Raw genomic sequence first — 18174 nt, forward strand, 5'->3', positions numbered from 1 at the left:
TAAAAGAATCAATATGGATTCACTAAAACAACGAAGTATATGTTATATCTATTGTTCCACCCCCATATAATTTATTAATAGTAATGAAAGTATGAAATAAAGGAATAATTAGGATCGTAAATAAGTATTTTTATTCATGTTTAAAATGGAGTTATAATGTAGATACAAACAAATTACATGTATTTCATTGAATATGTATACAACTAGTAGATATAGACATGTAATGTAAAACTTGAAAGGAAATGAATGTAAATGGCTAATAAAAATTATAATGCAGCTAACATAGTTATTGATACTCTAAAAAATAATGGTGTGGAATATATATTTGGTATTCCAGGTGCAAAAATTGACTATTTATTTAACGCACTTGAAGACGATGGACCTGAACTTATTGTTACGCGTCACGAGCAAAACGCAGCAATGATGGCCCAAGGTATAGGACGACTAACTGGTAAACCAGGTGTCGCACTTGTAACGAGTGGTCCAGGTGTCAGTAACTTAACGACCGGACTATTAACAGCAACATCTGAAGGAGATCCCGTATTAGCTTTAGGAGGACAAGTTAAACGTAATGATTTATTACGTTTAACACATCAAAGTATAGATAATGCGGCATTATTAAAATATTCAACAAAGTATAGTGAAGAAGTACAAGATCCTGAATCTTTATCAGAAGTCATGACTAATGCTATGAGAACAGCAACATCAGGTAAAAATGGTGCGAGTTTTATTAGTATTCCACAAGATGTTATTTCAGCACCAGTAGAATCAAAAGCTATAGCACTATGTCAAAAGCCCAATTTAGGTGTTCCTAGTGAGCAAGATATAAATGACGTGATTGATGCAATTAAAAATGCAGCATTTCCTGTTTTACTCGCCGGTATGAGAAGTTCAAGTGCGAATGAAACAAATGCTATCCGTAAATTAGTTGAAAAGACAAATTTACCAGTAGTTGAAACATTCCAAGGTGCTGGTGTCATTAGTCGCGATTTAGAAAATCACTTCTTTGGTCGTGTAGGATTATTCCGTAACCAAGTAGGAGATGAATTGCTTCGTAAAAGTGATTTAGTTGTCACAATTGGTTATGATCCGATTGAGTACGAAGCAAGTAATTGGAATAAGGAATTAGACACAAAAGTGATCAATATTGATGAAGTTCCAGCAGAAATTACAAATTATATGCAACCTACTAAAGAATTAATTGGTAATATTGCAGGAACTATAGAAATGATATCTGACAAAGTAGATGAACCATTTATTAACCAACAACATTTAGATGAATTAGAGCAGTTAAGAGCACATATTGTTGAAGAAACGGGTATTAAAGCAACTCATAAAGATGGTGTATTACATCCAATCGAAATTATCGAATCTATGCAAAAAATGTTAACGGATGATACTACGGTTACCGTTGATGTCGGAAGTCATTATATTTGGATGGCACGTAAATTCAGAAGTTATAATCCGAGACATTTGTTATTTAGTAATGGTATGCAAACGTTAGGTGTTGCATTACCTTGGGCGATTTCAGCAGCACTAGTACGTCCAAATACACAAGTTGTCTCAGTAGCTGGTGATGGTGGATTTCTATTTTCAGCACAAGATTTAGAAACAGCTGTTCGAAAAAATTTAAATATCATACAATTAATTTGGAATGATGGTAAGTATAATATGGTTGAGTTCCAAGAAGAAATGAAATACGAACGTTCATCAGGTGTAGATTTTGGTTCAGTTGATTACGTGAAATATGCAGAAGCTTTTGGTGCGAAAGGAATGCGTGTAACAAATCAAGAAGAATTAGAAAATGCGATTAAAAAAGGTTATGAAATTCAAGGACCTGTAGTCATTGATATACCTGTAAATTATAAAGATAATGTAAAACTTTCAACCAATATGTTGCCTGATGCATTTAATTAATAATCAAATAGTAATTGAGGAGTGAAGCTTTTATGACTAATATCTTATATCAACACGGTACATTAGGAACATTGATGGCAGGACTATTAAAGGGTACCGCCTCAATTAATGAAATATTAAAACATGGAGATTTAGGTATTGCGACTTTAACGGGATCGAATGGAGAAGTGATATTTGTGGATGGTAAGGCTTACCATGCTAATGAACATAAAGATTTTATTGAATTAAAAGGTGATGAATTAACACCTTATGCGACAGTGACGAAATTCAAGGCAGATACAACATACCAAACTAAAGATAAATCATCTGAAGACGTTTTTGACGAAGTTAAAGAAAACATGTTGAGTGAAAACTTATTTTCAGCTGTTAAAATTTCTGGAGTATTCAAAAAAATGCACGTTCGCATGATGCCTGGACAAGAGCCGCCATACACACGATTAATTGATTCGGCACGCAGACAACCTGAACAAACTGAGACGTATGTTAAAGGAACTGTTGTTGGTTTCTTCACACCGGAACTTTTCCATGGTGTAGGTTCAGCAGGATTCCATGTGCACTTTGCGAATGATGATCGTAACTTCGGCGGCCATGTGCTAGACTTTGAAATAGAAGATGCTAAGGTTGAAATTCAGAACTTCGAAACATTCGAACAACATTTCCCAATTAATGATGAAATCTTTAATAAGACGGATATTGATTATAAAGATATTGCAGAGGAAATTAGAGAAGCAGAATAGTATCTTAAAAATTAAAAGAGGAGTATAAATTGTTATGTTAGTGCATTCATTTGATCCATTTCATAATTTGTTGTTATCTTCAATTGTTGCTGCTATACCAATCATTCTTTTCTTACTGTGTTTAACAGTATTTAAAATGAAAGGTGTTTATGCTGCATTAACAACTTTGATTATAACAATATTAGTAGCATTATTAGTTTTTAAATTACCTTTGAACATTGCTGGAGGAGCCACATTTGAAGGTTTCTATCAAGGTATTATTCCCATTGGTTTTATAGTTATTATGGCAGTATGGTTGTATAAAATTTCTACCAAAAGTGGTCAATTTGATATTGTTAAAGACAGTATAGCTAGTATTTCACAAGATCAACGTATTCAATTATTACTAATCGGTTTTGTATTTAATGCATTTTTAGAAGGCGCAGCCGGATTTGGTGTACCAATTGCTATATGCGCTGTATTACTTACGCAGCTGGGATTCAAACCCTTAGAGGCAGCTATGTATTGTTTAGTAGGCAATGCTGCTGCTGGGGCTTATGGTGCAGTAGGAATTCCAGTAGCTATTATTGATACGTTAAATTTATCAGGTGATGTTTCTGCTACCGAGGTAGCACTAATTGGTAATTTAACTTTAGGGTTTATTAGCTTTTTTGTGCCTTTCTTATTAATATTTATGATTGATGGATTCAGAGGTATTAAAGAGATATTACCATCTATTTTAGTTGTTTCTGTAACTTATACGTTTTTACAAGTGATTATAACATCATTTGCAGGTCCTGAACTTGCAGATATTATACCTGGATTGGTAGCTATGGTTGCACTAGCATTATTCTCTAGTAAGTTTCAACCTAAAAACATATTTAGATTACAACAAAATGAAGAGCCTAAACGTGTAGCTAAACATTCATTCAAAAAAATTGTTTATGCATGGAGTCCTTTCATCATTTTAACTGTTATTGTACTTATATGGAGTTCATCATTCTTTAAAGGATTATTTGAAAAGAAAGGACTATTACACTCTCTTGTAATTAATTTTAATGTACCTGGTACGATGAATGATGTAACGCACGCACCAAATGTACTCACTTTTAATTTTATTGCACAAACCGGTACAGCTATATTAATTACAGCCATTTTGACTATTATTATTGCAAATAACATGAATTTTAAAATTGCTGGGAAACTATTAGGATTAACAGTGAAAGAACTATGGATTTCTGTATTAACAATATGTTTTATCCTAGCTGTATCTAAAGTAACGACTTATGGCGGATTAAGTAGTGCTATGGGCCAAGGTATTGCTAAAGCTGGATCTATATTTCCATTATTATCACCAGTTTTAGGTTGGATAGGTGTATTTATGACTGGATCAGTTGTAAATAACAATGCATTGTTTGCTCCAATACAAGCCTCTGTTGCTGGACAAATTGGTGCTAAAGGGTCCTTACTTGTGGCAGCTAACGTAGCTGGTGGCGTTACGGCTAAAATTGTATCACCTCAATCTATAGCTATTGCTACTGCTGCAGTTAATGAAGTAGGAAATGAATCACAATTAATGAAAATGACAATGCGCTTTAGTATAGGATTATTAGTATTTGTATGCATCTGGACCTTTCTACTTAGCTTATTAATAAGCTAAGTAGAAATAACAATAATATTACAGAATATGTATCTATTCCATAAAAGAATAGTTCTTATTAAAAATAAGTATTTTAATTTCTGTATGTTTTGTATTACACTAATATTTGTACTTAAAAGAAGGGAGTCAATTATGAATACAAAAGAGTCAAAAACAGTTGTTGTTATTGGCGCTGGTGTTTTAAGCACAACTTTTAGTTCTATGCTTAAAGAGTTAGAACCAAGTTGGAATATAAAACTATATGAACGTTTAGATCGTCCTGGTATCGAAAGTTCAAATGAGCGTCATAATGCTGGAACTGGTCATGCTGCTTTATGTGAATTGAACTATACAGTGAAACAACCTGATGGATCAATTGATATAGAAAAAGCAAAAGAAATTAATGAACAGTTTGAGATTTCAAAACAATTTTGGGGTCATTTAGTTAAAAATAATAGTATTTCTAACCCTAAAGAATTTATTCAACCATTACCTCACATTAGTTTTGTTAGAGGTAAAAATAACGTTCAATTCTTAAAGGATCGTTATCATGCTATGAAGGATTTTCCAATGTTCGACAATATTGAATATACAGAAGATATTGAAGAGATGAGAAAATGGGTTCCATTAATGATGGAGGGTCATAGCTCAAGTGATATTATGGCTGCTAGTAAGATTAACGAAGGTACAGACGTTAACTTTGGAGAGCTTACTCGTAAAATGGCTAAAAACATTGAACAACATCCTAATGCCAATGTCCAATATAATCATGAAGTAATAGACTTTAACCATCGAAAAGATGGTAAATGGGAAGTTAAAGTGCGTCAACGTAACAGCGGTGATGTTCAAACTGAACTTGCTGATTATGTATTTATTGGTGCTGGTGGTGGCGCTATTCCACTATTACAAAAAACTGGAATTCCAGAAAGTAAACATTTGGGTGGATTCCCTATTACAGGACAATTTTTAATTTGTACTAACCCAGACATTATAGCCCAACACGATGCCAAAGTTTACGGTAAAGAACCACCTGGCACACCGCCTATGACAGTACCTCACTTGGATACTCGATATATTGATGGTGAACGTACATTATTATTCGGTCCATTCGCTAGTGTGGGTCCTAAGTTCTTAAAAAATGGTTCTAATCTTGATTTATTTAAATCAGTCAAACCATATAATATTACAACATTATTATCTGCTGCTGCTAAAAACCTACCTTTAATCAAATATTCATTTGATCAAATATTAATGACTAAAGAAGGTTGTATGAATCATTTACGTACATTTTATCCAGAAGCACGTGATGAAGATTGGCAGTTATACACTGCAGGCAAACGTGTACAAGTGATTAAAGATACTCCCGAATATGGTAAAGGATTTATTCAGTTTGGTACAGAAGTTGTTAATTCTGAAGATCATTCGGTAATAGCTTTATTAGGAGAGTCTCCAGGAGCATCAACTTCAGTATCTGTAGCTTTAGAAGTACTTGAGAAAAACTTCCCTGAATATGAATCTGAATGGACGCCTAAAATACAAAAAATGATTCCATCTTATGGTAAATCACTCATTAATGATACTGCGTTAATGAAAAAAATCCGTCAACAGACATCAAAAGATTTAGAATTAAATTACTATCAAAACAATAAGTAGACTACAATACAATGCTAAAAAGGAATGTTAAGCGTGAAAAAATTATTAATAGTAACACTTATTAGTACTATTGGTTTTTGTGCACTCAAACGTTACCAAAAACATGTAAACCAAGCACCAAACATAGAATATTAGAGTCAAAATATTTATTTCATAATATTTATAAAAATTATTACGTATATTAGTTTTATAAAGCCAAATTCAATTTTTAGTGATATTAAAAAGAGATCTCATATATGAGATCTCTTTTTTCATTGATAGAGGTTTATAATTCTGTAAGTATAGTACTATAAGAAATCAAGCTGTTTTAAAACACTACGTAAGATGACTTATCGGAAGTTATCTATTATCCCTTATTCAGAGATGATATAATATACAGGTCGCCTATCTCTCAGGCGTCAATTTAGACGCAGAGAGGAGGTGCATTACTTTGCTAATCATTTTCGTTCACATCATAGCACCAGTCATCAGTGGGTTCTGTTGCAAAGTAAAAAAATATAGCTAACCACTAATCTATCATGTTAGTGTTCGCTTAACTTGCTAGCATGATGCTAATTTCGTGGGATGGCGAAAATCCGTAGATCTGAAGAGACCTTCGGTTCTTTTTATATAGAGCGTAAATACATTCAATACCTTTTAAAGTATTCTTTGCTGTATTGATACTTTGATACCTTGTCTTTCTTACTTTAATATGACGGTGATCTTGCTCAATGAGATTATTCAGATATTTCGATGTACAATGACAGTCAGGTTTAAGTTTAAAAGCTTTAATTACTTTAGCCATTGCTACCTTCGTTGAAGGTGCCTGATCTGTAATTACCTTTTGAGGTTTACCAAATTGTTTAATGAGACGTTTGATAAACGCATATGCTGAATGATTATCTCGTTGCTTACGCAACCAAATATCTAATGTATGTCCCTCTGCATCAATGGCACGATATAAATAGCTCCATTTTCCTTTTATTTTGATGTACGTCTCATCAATACGCCATTTGTAATAAGCTTTTTTATGCTTTTTCTTCCAAATTTGATACAAAATTGGGGCATATTCTTGAACCCAACGGTAGACCGTTGAATGATGAACGTTTACACCACGTTCACTTAATATTTCAGATATATCACGATAACTCAATGCATATCTTAGATAGTAGCCAACGGCTACAGTGATAACATCCTTGTTAAATTGTTTATATCTGAAATAGTTCATACAGAAGACTCCTTTTTGTTAAAATTATACTATAAATTCAACTTTGCAACAGAACCAGATAGATAATGCGATTTGCTACCATATTAGATAAGTGTTATTGAAATTGATAAAAACTATATACTTCAATAAAATGAAATTTGTAAATAAAAAAATAAGAGATAGAACCACAATTTCTTGTTCTACCTCTTTAAGTGATAAAGTGTTATTTTTCTTTCACAAGTTTTTTAACTTCTTCTAATTCTTTTTCAACATCTCTATCCGGTTTTTTAGTTATAAGACTTACGATATAAGTCACAATTAAACTTGTTAAAAATCCAGGAATAATTTCATATAAATTAAAGAAATCAATATGTTCTCCTAATGGCTTCACAAAAACAATCCAAATAATGACTACAACTGATCCTGATATCATACCAAAAATAGCTCCTGTACGACTTAATCCCTTCCAATAGAGAGATAGTAATACCAGTGGACCAAATGCAGCACCAAATCCAGCCCATGCATTACCAACAAGATTAAGTATAGTATCATTTGGAGTCCATGCGATTATAATAGATATAATTGCTATAATAAGAACAGATAATCGACCTACTAATAAAAACTCTTTTTTATGTTTTTTTGCAGCTTCTTCGCCTCTAATTAATTTATAGAAATCCTCTGTAAGTGAACTAGAAGTAACAAGTAGTTGTGAGGAGATTGTGCTCATAATAGCTGCTAAAATTGCTGCAAGAAGGAAACCACCAACCAATGGATGGAATAAAATTTGGCCCATTAAAATAAAAAGTGTTTCTGGATCATTTAATTTAACTCCTCTATCTTGAACAAAAGCAATACCTATCAACCCTACACATACAGCACCTATTAAACTAATAGCCATCCAACTAATACCAAATCTTCTAGCAGTTTTTAATTGACTAACGGATTTGATTGACATGAATCGTACTATAATATGCGGTTGACCAAAGTAACCTAATCCCCAAGCAAAGAAAGAAATAATTCCCACAATAGTGGTCCCTTTAAATAAATCTAAATTAGTCGGTTTTAAATTTGCTGCTTGAGAAAAAGCATCAATCCCTCCGAGCTGCATCATGGCTACAATAGGTACCATAACCATCGCAATTAACATAACTACACCTTGAAAGAAGTCAGTTAATGATACTGCTAAATACCCCCCAAAGAATGTATAAGCAATAACAATCACCGAAACTACAATAAGACCAGTATGATAATCTAGACCAAACGCACTATTAAATAATTTACCACCTGAAACCATACCCGAGTGAGTATATAGTGTAAAGAATACAACAATAATACCACCAGAGATAATTTTAATAATATTAGAATTATCATTAAGGCGATGTGTAAAATAGTTAGGTAATGTGATTGAGTCATTCGCTTTTTCAGTGTACACACGAAGTCTTGGTGCTACAAGTATGTAGTTAACATAAGCTCCGATAGTTAACCCAATAGCTAACCAAGCTGCTGATAAACCTGTTGTATAAACCTCTCCAGGTAACCCCATAATCATCCAACCACTCATATCTGAAGCTCCAGCAGATAATGCAGTGACGTAAGGTCCTATATTTCTTCCACCAAGCATATATTCTCTTAAATCTCCGGTTGCCTGCTTATAACCATAATATCCAATAACAAGTAAAATTAGAAAATATACTGCAAGCATGATATATGTCCGCCAGTCAAGATTCACTTGGCTTGATAAAGATGTAGCTAAAACAAACACATTAAATAACTCCCTTATATTTATTTTTGTTACATACAATAATTATACAAAAAACAAGAGTTATTTAAAGGATAAATTTTAATTTTTGGTATTTAATGAATCTTATTAATTGTAAATACTATATTTATGTAGCAGTGACTATATTTTTAATATTAATTTTTAGTATATAATATTCATTGATTTTGTATATAACGATAATAAAAATAAATATACTATATTTGAGTAACATATAAATCGATATATTTGATTTGTCATTTATTAAGAATCCCGTTGACAATATGAGAAAATTCTATATAAAAACCCGTGATAAACGTTGGTGTAACAAGGAAATCCCGGAATCCCACCCATTTTGACGAACAATCAACTCATTATTTATAAGTATTGATGATAGGATTGGGTCTCTGCTTCCTTATATATATTATTTATTTATAAAGAATAACGGGATTTTGGGATTGTGCTTGTACAATCCTTCTGCTTCTTCGAATTTGCAAATCCCATTCCTTTACTCATCCCAATCAATTTGCAGCTGCTTTAAAAAAGCTTCTCGATCCTTTTCTAGTTGAGGATCTATATCACTTCTAACCTTTTTAGTATATGTTCGATCTTCTAACCATTGTGGTGTTTTTTCTCTACTAATATATCGTCTTGAACTCACTGTATTCTTACTTTCAGAGTACTTTTTATTATAAATACGATTTTCAGGTTCGAATATAAATTCTATATACTCTATTTGGTTCTGTTGCAAAGTAATTCTGAAACCTTAGAATACACAGAAGAAGAACGGTTCTGTTGCAAAGTTGAATTTATAGTATAATTTTAACAAAAAGGAGTCTTCTGTATGAACTATTTCAGATATAAACAATTTAACAAGGATGTTATCACTGTAGCCGTTGGATACTATCTAAGATATGCATTGAGTTATCGTGATATATCTGAAATATTAAGGGAACGTGGTGTAAACGTTCATCATTCAACGGTCTACCGTTGGGTTCAAGAATATGCCCCAATTTTGTATCAAATTTGGAAGAAAAAGCATAAAAAAGCTTATTACAAATGGCGTATTGATGAGACGTACATCAAAATAAAAGGAAAATGGAGCTATTTATATCGTGCCATTGAGAGGGACATACATTAGATATTTGGTTGCGTAAGCAACGAGATAATCATTCAGCATATGCGTTTATCAAACGTCTCATTAAACAATTTGGTAAACCTCAAAAGGTAATTACAGATCAGGCACCTTCAACGAAGGTAGCAATGGCTAAAGTAATTAAAGCTTTTAAACTTAAACCTGACTGTCATTGTACATCGAAATATCTGAATAATCTCATTGAGCAAGATCACCGTCATATTAAAGTAAGAAAGACAAGGTATCAAAGTATCAATACAGCAAAGAATACTTTAAAAGGTATTGAATGTATTTACGCTCTATATAAAAAGAACCGCAGGTTTCTTCAGATCTACGGATTTTCGCCATGCCACGAAATTAGCATCATGCTAGCAAGTTAAGCGAACACTGACATGATAAATTAGTGGTTAGCTATATTTTTTTACTTTGCAACAGAACCTCCAACATTTAACTGGATTAGTGATAAAGCTAAAAAAATTTATTCCTTAGAAAAATGTAAACTTGAATTTGAAAAAAATATGATAAGTACGGGTTATAAAATGGTGAAAAATAAAGGTCATAAAATAATGAAAGATGATATAACTCCAACAGTTGCGAAAGGAATGATTAAAGCTAATTCAAAGGTTAATGAAATCAAACACAATACAGAATCGACCATTAAGGATTATAAAACAAAGGCATATCAAACCATAAAAAATACTGAGGAAACAGTAAATCAAGTTTCTGATACAATGAAAGATACCTCTAATCATGTTAGAAAAAAAGTAGGTCAATCAATTAATGCAGTTACTGATTCTTTAAATCCAATGAAAGCTTTTTAAAAATATTTTAAATTAGAAAGAATGTGACTAATCATCGATAAAATAACAATAGAAACTATCGAAAAAAATAGTAAGTTTAAACTAATACATTATGAAAATAGATACTTTATTATTGATTTAAATCGAAATAAATTAACATATATATTCCCATTGTTGAATTATTTAACAAGACAAGTTTTGGTTGAAATCGATAAAGATACATTAGATAACATAAGAACAAATCATATAAATGAAAATAAAAATAATGCATTGGGGAGTATAGGAACAGGTATCGGTGTCTTGTTTGCTACTCTAACAAAGCCTATTTTAGATTATATGAATTTTACTACCAACTTGTTACTAAATATTATGTTAGTATTAATATCAATAATTCCATTAATTATTTTAAAAGAAATTATTGATAGAAAAAAGAAAAAAAAATTTGAAATTCGTATGAGCAAAAATAAGATGAGCGCCTTTGTCTGGCCAAACTTTAAAGAGTTTTTAAAAAACATTATAATAAATATTATTTTGAGCTTTATAATAATAGCTTTGGTATTAGGTTTTATAATACAAAATCAATCAAACTATATATATATACTTGGCATTATGCTAGTACTATCATTTATCTTATTTCAAAATGTGTTGTTATATGCTCAAACAGAAATTACAGGAAAGATAGGTAGGATAAAATGGAAACGATAGGAAGTATCGTATACCTAAAAGAAGGTTCTCAAAAATTAATGATTATTAATCGTGGGCCAATTGTAGAAATTGAGGGTCAAAAGTATTTGTTCGATTATTCAGCATGTAAGTATCCAGTTGGTGTTGTAGAAGATCAAATTTATTATTTCAATGAAGAGAATATTGATAACGTTATATTTGAAGGCTATTCTGATCAAGATGAAACAAGATTTCAAGAATTATTTAAAGAGATGATGGATAATTTGGATGAAGATGTTCAACGTGGTACTGTTCAATAAAAAAGATAGTTACGGATTGATTTAACATAAGTCATGATTATCAGAAGTTACAAAAAATGCGTCACTAGTATAGTGACGCATTTTAGCATTTTCTTTATTTGAAAAATTACTATAAATTAACTTTTTAATACTTATTATTTTCTAAAAATTCTTCTAAAACTTTATCAATTATTGATTTTATAGACGTATCTTTATCTAACGCCATTTGGTTTAGCCTTTTCTTAATATCAGTATCTACTCTCATTGTTGTACTTTTAGATATAGGTCTATAATTCTCTGTGTATTTCACTTCCGAAGTATCTATATTATCTAAAAATCCAGCCATACATTTCATTCCTCCTCAATTAATTTAATTCTACTAACTAATTCTTCATATACTTTGTTGAACATATGTATGACTTTTTTATCATGCATATCTTTATCTTTTATCCCATCAGCAGCGAACTTTTTTATTCTTTCTCTTTGATATATTTGGTGTTCAAATAATGCTTCAGAAAACGCAGATTTAGACATCTCTAATATTTGTTTATCTACTCGTCCATTTTTTTTTATTAATACTGGAACTGCACCAACTAATTCAAATGGTAAATCTGACTCTTTTTTTCTATCTCTTAGAAAATTAACAAAAGAAAGACTGCTCTCATAAGCTGATTGTTGTGTTTGAAATACCATTAAAATATAATTACTTGCGTAAACAGCATTATTAGTAAAATCTGAATTTATAGTAGGTGGCACATCTATAAATACATAATCGAAATCATAAATTTTTTCAATTTTTTCTACCACATTTTTTAAAATATATCTTTTTTTCAAAATGTCTGTTTTTGAAATAATATCGGATAAATTAGCCAAAGACGAATCAGCGGGCAATAATGATAAATTAGAAGTTAATCTAATGATACTTTCATCTATATTTCCACTTTTTAGCATATTTATGAATGAAAGTGATTCCTCTTTAAATTCTGGATAAGTTCTTTTCATAATTTGAGTAGCGTTACCTTGAGGATCAAAATCTATTAAAAGAACCTTTTTGTTATAGTTTTCAGATGCAATATAAGAAAGTAATGTAGATACTGTAGTTTTACCTACGCCACCTTTAAAATTTCCAACTGTTATTATATTCAAAATAACCCTCCTACATAATCTCATTGTTCTTAATTCATTCTTATATATTCTTTGTGTTGTTTGTTACATGTAACATGTTACTGCAAAACTTTGTTTCTTTCAACTTATACATAATCTCGTTGTTCTTAATTCATTCTTATATATTCTTTGTGTTGTTTGTTACATGTAACATGTTACTGCAAAACTTTGTTTCTTTCAACTTATACATAATCTCGTTGTTCTTAATTCATTCTTATATATTCTTTGTGTTGTTTGTTACATGTAACATGTTACTGCAAAACTTGTTTCTTTCAACTTATACATAATCTCGTTGTTCTTAATTCATTCTTATATATTCTTTGTGTTGTTTGTTACATGTAACATGTTACTGCAAAACTTTGTTTCTTTCAACTTATACATAATCTCGTTGTTCTTAATTCATTCTTATATATTCTTTGTGTTGTTTGTTACATGTAACATGTTACTGCAAAACTTGTTTCTTTCAACTTATACATAATCTCGTTGTTCTTAATTCATTCTTATATATTCTTTGTGTTGTTTGTTACATGTAACATGTTACTGCAAAACTTGTTTCTTTCAACTTATACATAATCTCATTGTTCTTAATTCATTCTTATATATTCTTTGTGTTGTTTGTTACATGTAACATGTTACTCATAAAAAGTTACAAAATAAATTGTTTCTATAGGTATATAAGTGTTATTATTAATTTATAACAAAATAAAAAGAGCAACTATTGGTCGTAGTTGCCCTTAAATGTTTGGTAATAAAACGTTCCCCACGTTTATTTATCTACAATGTTTTGATAACTGTATTATATACTGAATTGTTACTTAGTGCAAGTATTGAAACTAGTAAATAAACACAAATATATATAAAAGCGTTTTATTACCTCTTACCAAATCAAAATACGGAAAGAGGTTTTTTATTATGACTGAAGAAAGATTTAATATCCAACAACAATATAGAGAAAAATTTTATCAACTGCCAAAAGTGTTTTTTACTAATGAGAAATATATGCAATTAAGTAATGATGCTAAAATTGCGTACGCTTTGTTAAAAGACAGATTAGAATTATCAATAAAGAACAATTGGTTTGATGATAATGGCGATATATTTTTCATTTTCACAAATGAAAAACTTAAAGCTATATTAAATTGTCATGATGGTAAATTAACAAAAATTAAAAAAGAGTTATCAAAAAATAATCTTTTAGAACAAGTAAGATGTGGGCAAGGACGACCTAATAAATTATATTTAATGAATCCTGAAGTTACTAAAGAAGACGTTTATGAAATCAAAAAACAAGAAGAAAACATTGATGAGACTTGTCATGACACTGAAATGCGATTTTCGCATTTCAAGAATTGCGAAAATCGCATTTCTAGAAATGCTGAAATCGCACAACAAGAAATGCGAAAATCGCACACTAATGATACTGAACTTAATGACACTGATATTAGTAATACTGATTCTAGTGATACGAATGATATGAATGATGTAAGAGAAGAAAATGTAGAAGCTACAAAACCTAATCATCCAAATCATACGAATCATTTACAACAACAATCCGATGAAGAAGCTTTAAAACATTTAGAACTTCAGGAAATGCCCGAAGATACAAAGAGATATATGAATAACTTTAGTGCTAAAGAAATACAAATCATTAAATCAGTTATTTTAAAAGCTAAGCGTTCGTTTAATGATATGTATGGTGAAGTGTATATGCTTGAAGATATGGATGATGAATTATTTACAGTACTTAAAAGATTCAAAGGTATAATGGTTAAAAAACAAGAAACTGTTGAAGCTATGCAAGGATATTTAATGCGCTCTATTTTGTCCGAATTAGAAGAAATGCGCTCAACGAATATGCGTAGAAAAAACTTTGAAAACAGTCCACTCAACGTATTTAAAACATAAAATACAAGAAAAAAGGGGAATGATAGGCGATGAATTTTTCGTTAGTTAAAAGTTTTTTACCTCACATGACAAAAGAGGATATGAGGGTCATTCAAGTTCCGAATTGGTATTTAAGCTATTATAGACGTTTTCCAGAAAAGCTAGAAAACTGTAAATATAAGCATATCAAAGCGATTAACGATTATATAAAACAAGAAAAAGCTCATATTATTGGTATCGATTTAGGTAAATACCATTATTTAACAACGTCAAATATAGATCGATCTTTTGTTTTTGTCGATAAACATAACACGCTCTTCCATCTTTTTAGAAAATACGAGAGACGTATTGCTAATAAGCAATATGATAATAGCGAAGCTTATTCTAAACTGAAAACAGGACTTAAAAGCCATATCAATCAAGTAGTTAACGAAATGTTAGAACAAACGTCCAATCGTTTTCAAACCGTCTTTGCATTAGGTGATCATGGTTCAAGCCATTTATCTTTTCCTAGTTTGGTATTTGACTTGACTTATTTTGCGATTAAGCAGCGAAAAAATGAAAATGACGAAATACTGATCGTTGATGAAAGTTTCACGTCTATTGAATGTCCAATATGCCATGATAGAAATCAGTACAACAGAACTAATAAAAATAAGTTTAAGTGTACAAAATGTGGATTCATACATCAAAACAATGATATTGTAGCTGCTAGCAATATAGCAAAGAAAGGACAATTATTAAATTCTTAATATAAAGGGGGGATAAAATGATGAATAATAAACAAAAAGCGAGGCTAAAACATTACAAAAACTATGATTATCCAAAACAAGCGTATGCTTTCTTTGATCATAAAAAGGTAAAAGTTGTTTTAAATAATGGAGAATCATTTACGGGGTATATTGTTAAAGAATATACGTACGAAATATTATTAGTGAAAAGCGATGGCATCAAAGATCCAAAAGATAATGAATTAGAGAAACGTACGCTCATTCCTAAACACTCGATTGCTTATACGACCAATTTCATTCATTTACCTCAAGAATAAAGAATAATTAAAATTAGTTATATTGGTTTTGAGGGGATTTTTAGCGTGAATATAGGTCAGAATCTTTAGTTCGACCTTTATATTCATGCTGTAGCAAACGAACAAAGTGAGTGCGGTAGAATCATACCTAACGTAGCAAAATAAAAAATAATTATGATAATCAATAATGTTTCTCTGCACTATCATGTGCTAGAGTGAAATTAGAGAATTAATAGTCCAATCAAAACATATTCTCTTGTCATTTTGGGTTCTGTTGCAAAGTTGAATTTATAGTATAATTTTAACAAAAAGGAGTCTTCTGTATGAACTATTTCAGATATAAACAATTTAACAAGGATGTTATCACTGTAGCCGTTGGCTACTATCTAAGATATGCATTGAGTTATCATGATATATCTGAAATATTAAGTGAACGTGGTGTAAACGTTCATCATTCAACGGTCTACCGTTGGGTTCAAGAATATGCCCCAATTTTGTATCAAATTTGGAAGAAAAAGCATAAAAAAGCTTATTACAAATGGCGTATTGATGAGACGTACATCAAAATAAAAGGAAAATGGAGCTATTTATATCGTGCCATTGATGCAGAGGGACATACATTAGATATTTGGTTGCGTAAGCAACGAGATAATCATTCAGCATATGCGTTTATCAAACGTCTCATTAAACAATTTGGTAAACCTCAAAAGGTAATTACAGATCAGGCACCTTCAACGAAGGTCGCAATGGCTAAAGTAATTAAAGCTTTTAAACTTAAACCTGACTGTCATTGTACATCGAAATATCTGAATAACCTCATTGAGCAAGATCACCGTCATATTAAAGTAAGAAAGACAAGGTATCAAAGTATCAATACAGCAAAGAATACTTTAAAAGGTATTGAATGTATTTACGCTCTATATAAAAAGAACCGCAGGTCTCTTCAGATCTACGGATTTTCGCCATGCCACGAAATTAGCATCATGCTAGCAAGTTAAGCGAACACTGACATGATAGATTAGTGGTTAGCTATATTTTTTTACTTTGCAACAGAACCTTTTTAACACTTACGACACCAAATGTAACAGTTGAGCATTTGGAAGATGAAATAAAAAATTATAATGAGTCGTTTAGACGATTAAGTAATCGTAAACATTTTAAATCTATAGCTAAAGGTTACGTAAGAAAATTAGAAATTACTTACAACAAAAAACGCGATGATTATAATCCACATTTTCATGTTTTGATTGCTGTTAACAAATCGTATTTTACAGACAAACGATATTATATTAGTCAAAAAGAATGGCTGAATTTATGGCGAGATGTGACTGGAATTGATGAAATCACACAAGTACATGTTCAAAAAATCAAACAGAACAACAACAAAGAATTATACGAAATGGCGAAGTATTCTGGTAAAGATAGCGATTATTTAGTTAATCAAAAAGTGTTCGATACATTTTATAAATCTCTTAAGGGAAAACAAATTCTTGTTTATTCTGGACTGTTTAAAGAGGCAAGAAAGAAATTAAAAAATGGAGATTTAGATTATCTTAAAGAAGTAGATCCGACAGAATATATTTATCAAATTTTTTATCACTGGAACCAAAAAGAATACTTAGCGAGTGAAATTTTTGATTTGACTGAAGAAGAAAAAAGTAGAATTAATCATCAAATGATTGATGAAATTGACGAAGAAAAATAAAAATAAATTTTCTTAAACGTTAGCAAAAAGCTAGCGTTTTTTTGTTGAAAATACGTTAAAAATGGCTGGGTACAAACTGGGTACAGACACAATATATAGGGGTACAACCTGGGTACAATCGCAATTTGTAGGGGTACAACCTGGGTACAAAACGCAAAAAATGCATACCTTTTTAAAATCGCTGTATCCCTTGAAATGTCTGGCTTCGCCAGACCATACATTTTTAAATGTATGCAAATTTCCCTTATGCTCTTACAAAGAATTTAGAGCCAATTCAAAATTCCGTGTTTTTTTGAAAGAAATTGCCCCTGCAGGAACTAAAAAAGTTGATGATTTTTTGAGCCATTTTATGCAAAATTTTAGTTTGCATGTAGATGGGCAGTGTCTAAAAATTTCGCAACTGGTTTTGCTAAAAATTTGTGATGTGAAATCAAAATATATTTATTTGGCTCTCATTTGCGTTTTAAGCGCTTATATAGAATTTTGGATATAAAACTATATGATTTACCCTAAATCTTTAAAATGCCCCCTTAAAATTCAAAATAAGGATATTTAATTTTTTAATAAGTCTTGTGATAAAGTTTTACCAAAAAGGAGATAGAAAATGCTTATATTTTTATTTATTTTGAT

General features: G+C 30.8%; 17 protein-coding genes and 2 pseudogenes. 14 read left to right on the plus strand and 5 right to left on the minus strand.

What is annotated here, in order from left to right:
- The first annotated feature begins 252 nt into the window (after positions 1-252).
- The 5 genes from alsS (at position 253) to JX000_RS12210 (ending at position 6060) form a co-directional block, all read left to right on the plus strand.
- Positions 253-1917, plus strand: coding sequence for an acetolactate synthase AlsS (gene alsS / locus JX000_RS11880; protein ID WP_021335309.1), 1665 nt, complete (start codon positions 253-255; stop codon positions 1915-1917).
- A 32-nt stretch (positions 1918-1949) separates the two neighbouring features.
- On the plus strand, positions 1950-2654 hold the full coding sequence (gene budA, locus JX000_RS11885) for an acetolactate decarboxylase (protein ID WP_021335310.1): 705 nt from the start codon (positions 1950-1952) through the stop codon (positions 2652-2654).
- A 34-nt stretch (positions 2655-2688) separates the two neighbouring features.
- Positions 2689-4293, plus strand: coding sequence for an L-lactate permease (locus JX000_RS11890; RefSeq protein WP_021335311.1), 1605 nt, complete (start codon positions 2689-2691; stop codon positions 4291-4293).
- 132 nt (positions 4294-4425) lie between these two features.
- Positions 4426-5925 carry an L-lactate dehydrogenase (quinone) gene (lqo, locus tag JX000_RS11895; RefSeq protein WP_002451369.1) on the plus strand — a complete coding sequence of 500 codons (1500 nt, stop codon included), beginning with the start codon at positions 4426-4428 and terminating at the stop codon, positions 5923-5925.
- Between the two features lie 24 nt (positions 5926-5949).
- Positions 5950-6060 carry an SE2200 family small protein gene (locus tag JX000_RS12210; RefSeq protein WP_100066977.1) on the plus strand — a complete coding sequence of 37 codons (111 nt, stop codon included), beginning with the start codon at positions 5950-5952 and terminating at the stop codon, positions 6058-6060.
- Positions 6061-6457: 397 nt separating this feature from the next.
- On the opposite strand, the gene JX000_RS11900 is transcribed toward JX000_RS12210, so the two are convergent.
- From JX000_RS11900 to JX000_RS11910, 3 genes are all read right to left on the minus strand, one after another.
- On the minus strand, positions 6458-7132 hold the full coding sequence (locus tag JX000_RS11900) for an IS6-like element IS257 family transposase (protein ID WP_206141015.1): 675 nt from the start codon (positions 7130-7132) through the stop codon (positions 6458-6460).
- A 202-nt stretch (positions 7133-7334) separates the two neighbouring features.
- A complete protein-coding gene (gene putP / locus JX000_RS11905; protein WP_206141016.1) occupies positions 7335-8873 on the minus strand; it encodes a sodium/proline symporter PutP in 1539 nt (512 codons plus the stop codon).
- Between the two features lie 502 nt (positions 8874-9375).
- Positions 9376-9618: a hypothetical protein gene (locus JX000_RS11910; RefSeq protein WP_232133876.1), complete on the minus strand. Its 243-nt coding sequence runs from the start codon at positions 9616-9618 to the stop codon at positions 9376-9378.
- A gap of 93 nt (positions 9619-9711) precedes the next feature.
- Between JX000_RS11910 and JX000_RS11915 the strand changes: the two are divergent.
- The 4 genes and pseudogenes from JX000_RS11915 (at position 9712) to JX000_RS11930 (ending at position 11785) form a co-directional block, all read left to right on the plus strand.
- Positions 9712-10382, plus strand: a pseudogene (locus JX000_RS11915) (IS6-like element IS257 family transposase).
- 159 nt (positions 10383-10541) lie between these two features.
- A complete protein-coding gene (locus JX000_RS11920; protein WP_232133877.1) occupies positions 10542-10823 on the plus strand; it encodes a YtxH domain-containing protein in 282 nt (93 codons plus the stop codon).
- A gap of 108 nt (positions 10824-10931) precedes the next feature.
- Positions 10932-11507 (plus strand): DUF443 family protein, encoded by a 576-nt coding sequence (locus tag JX000_RS11925; protein ID WP_232133878.1) that lies wholly within the window; start codon positions 10932-10934, stop codon positions 11505-11507.
- The gene (locus JX000_RS11930; protein WP_145369047.1) at positions 11495-11785 is read left to right on the plus strand and encodes a DUF4176 domain-containing protein; all 291 of its coding nucleotides are present in this window, start codon (positions 11495-11497) and stop codon (positions 11783-11785) included. Before JX000_RS11925 ends, JX000_RS11930 begins: the two co-directional genes overlap by 13 nt.
- A 124-nt stretch (positions 11786-11909) precedes the next feature.
- Here the strand turns inward: JX000_RS11930 and JX000_RS11935 are convergent, their stop codons facing one another.
- Positions 11910-12110: a hypothetical protein gene (locus JX000_RS11935; RefSeq protein WP_002448025.1), complete on the minus strand. Its 201-nt coding sequence runs from the start codon at positions 12108-12110 to the stop codon at positions 11910-11912.
- Positions 12111-12115: 5 nt separating this feature from the next.
- Positions 12116-12910 (minus strand): ParA family protein, encoded by a 795-nt coding sequence (locus JX000_RS11940; protein ID WP_002448023.1) that lies wholly within the window; start codon positions 12908-12910, stop codon positions 12116-12118.
- Positions 12911-13840: 930 nt separating this feature from the next.
- Between JX000_RS11940 and JX000_RS11945 the strand changes: the two genes are divergently transcribed.
- From JX000_RS11945 to JX000_RS11965, 5 genes and pseudogenes are all read left to right on the plus strand, one after another.
- Entirely contained in the window at positions 13841-14833 is a 993-nt protein-coding gene (locus JX000_RS11945) for a replication initiator protein A (RefSeq protein ID WP_002471380.1), read from the plus strand.
- 29 nt (positions 14834-14862) lie between these two features.
- Positions 14863-15564: a zinc ribbon domain-containing protein gene (locus JX000_RS11950; protein ID WP_104681718.1), complete on the plus strand. Its 702-nt coding sequence runs from the start codon at positions 14863-14865 to the stop codon at positions 15562-15564.
- 20 nt (positions 15565-15584) lie between these two features.
- Positions 15585-15860: a hypothetical protein gene (locus JX000_RS11955; RefSeq protein WP_153907253.1), complete on the plus strand. Its 276-nt coding sequence runs from the start codon at positions 15585-15587 to the stop codon at positions 15858-15860.
- 302 nt (positions 15861-16162) lie between these two features.
- Positions 16163-16837: an IS6-like element IS257 family transposase gene (locus JX000_RS11960; RefSeq protein ID WP_145376072.1), complete on the plus strand. Its 675-nt coding sequence runs from the start codon at positions 16163-16165 to the stop codon at positions 16835-16837.
- A gap of 59 nt (positions 16838-16896) precedes the next feature.
- Positions 16897-17544: pseudogene (locus JX000_RS11965) on the plus strand (protein rep); the annotation flags it as partial.
- Between the last annotated feature and the right edge of the window lie 630 nt (positions 17545-18174).

Origin of the sequence: Staphylococcus sp. SB1-57 (assembly GCF_017086425.1) — a bacterium.
GTDB lineage: Bacteria > Bacillota > Bacilli > Staphylococcales > Staphylococcaceae > Staphylococcus > Staphylococcus warneri_A.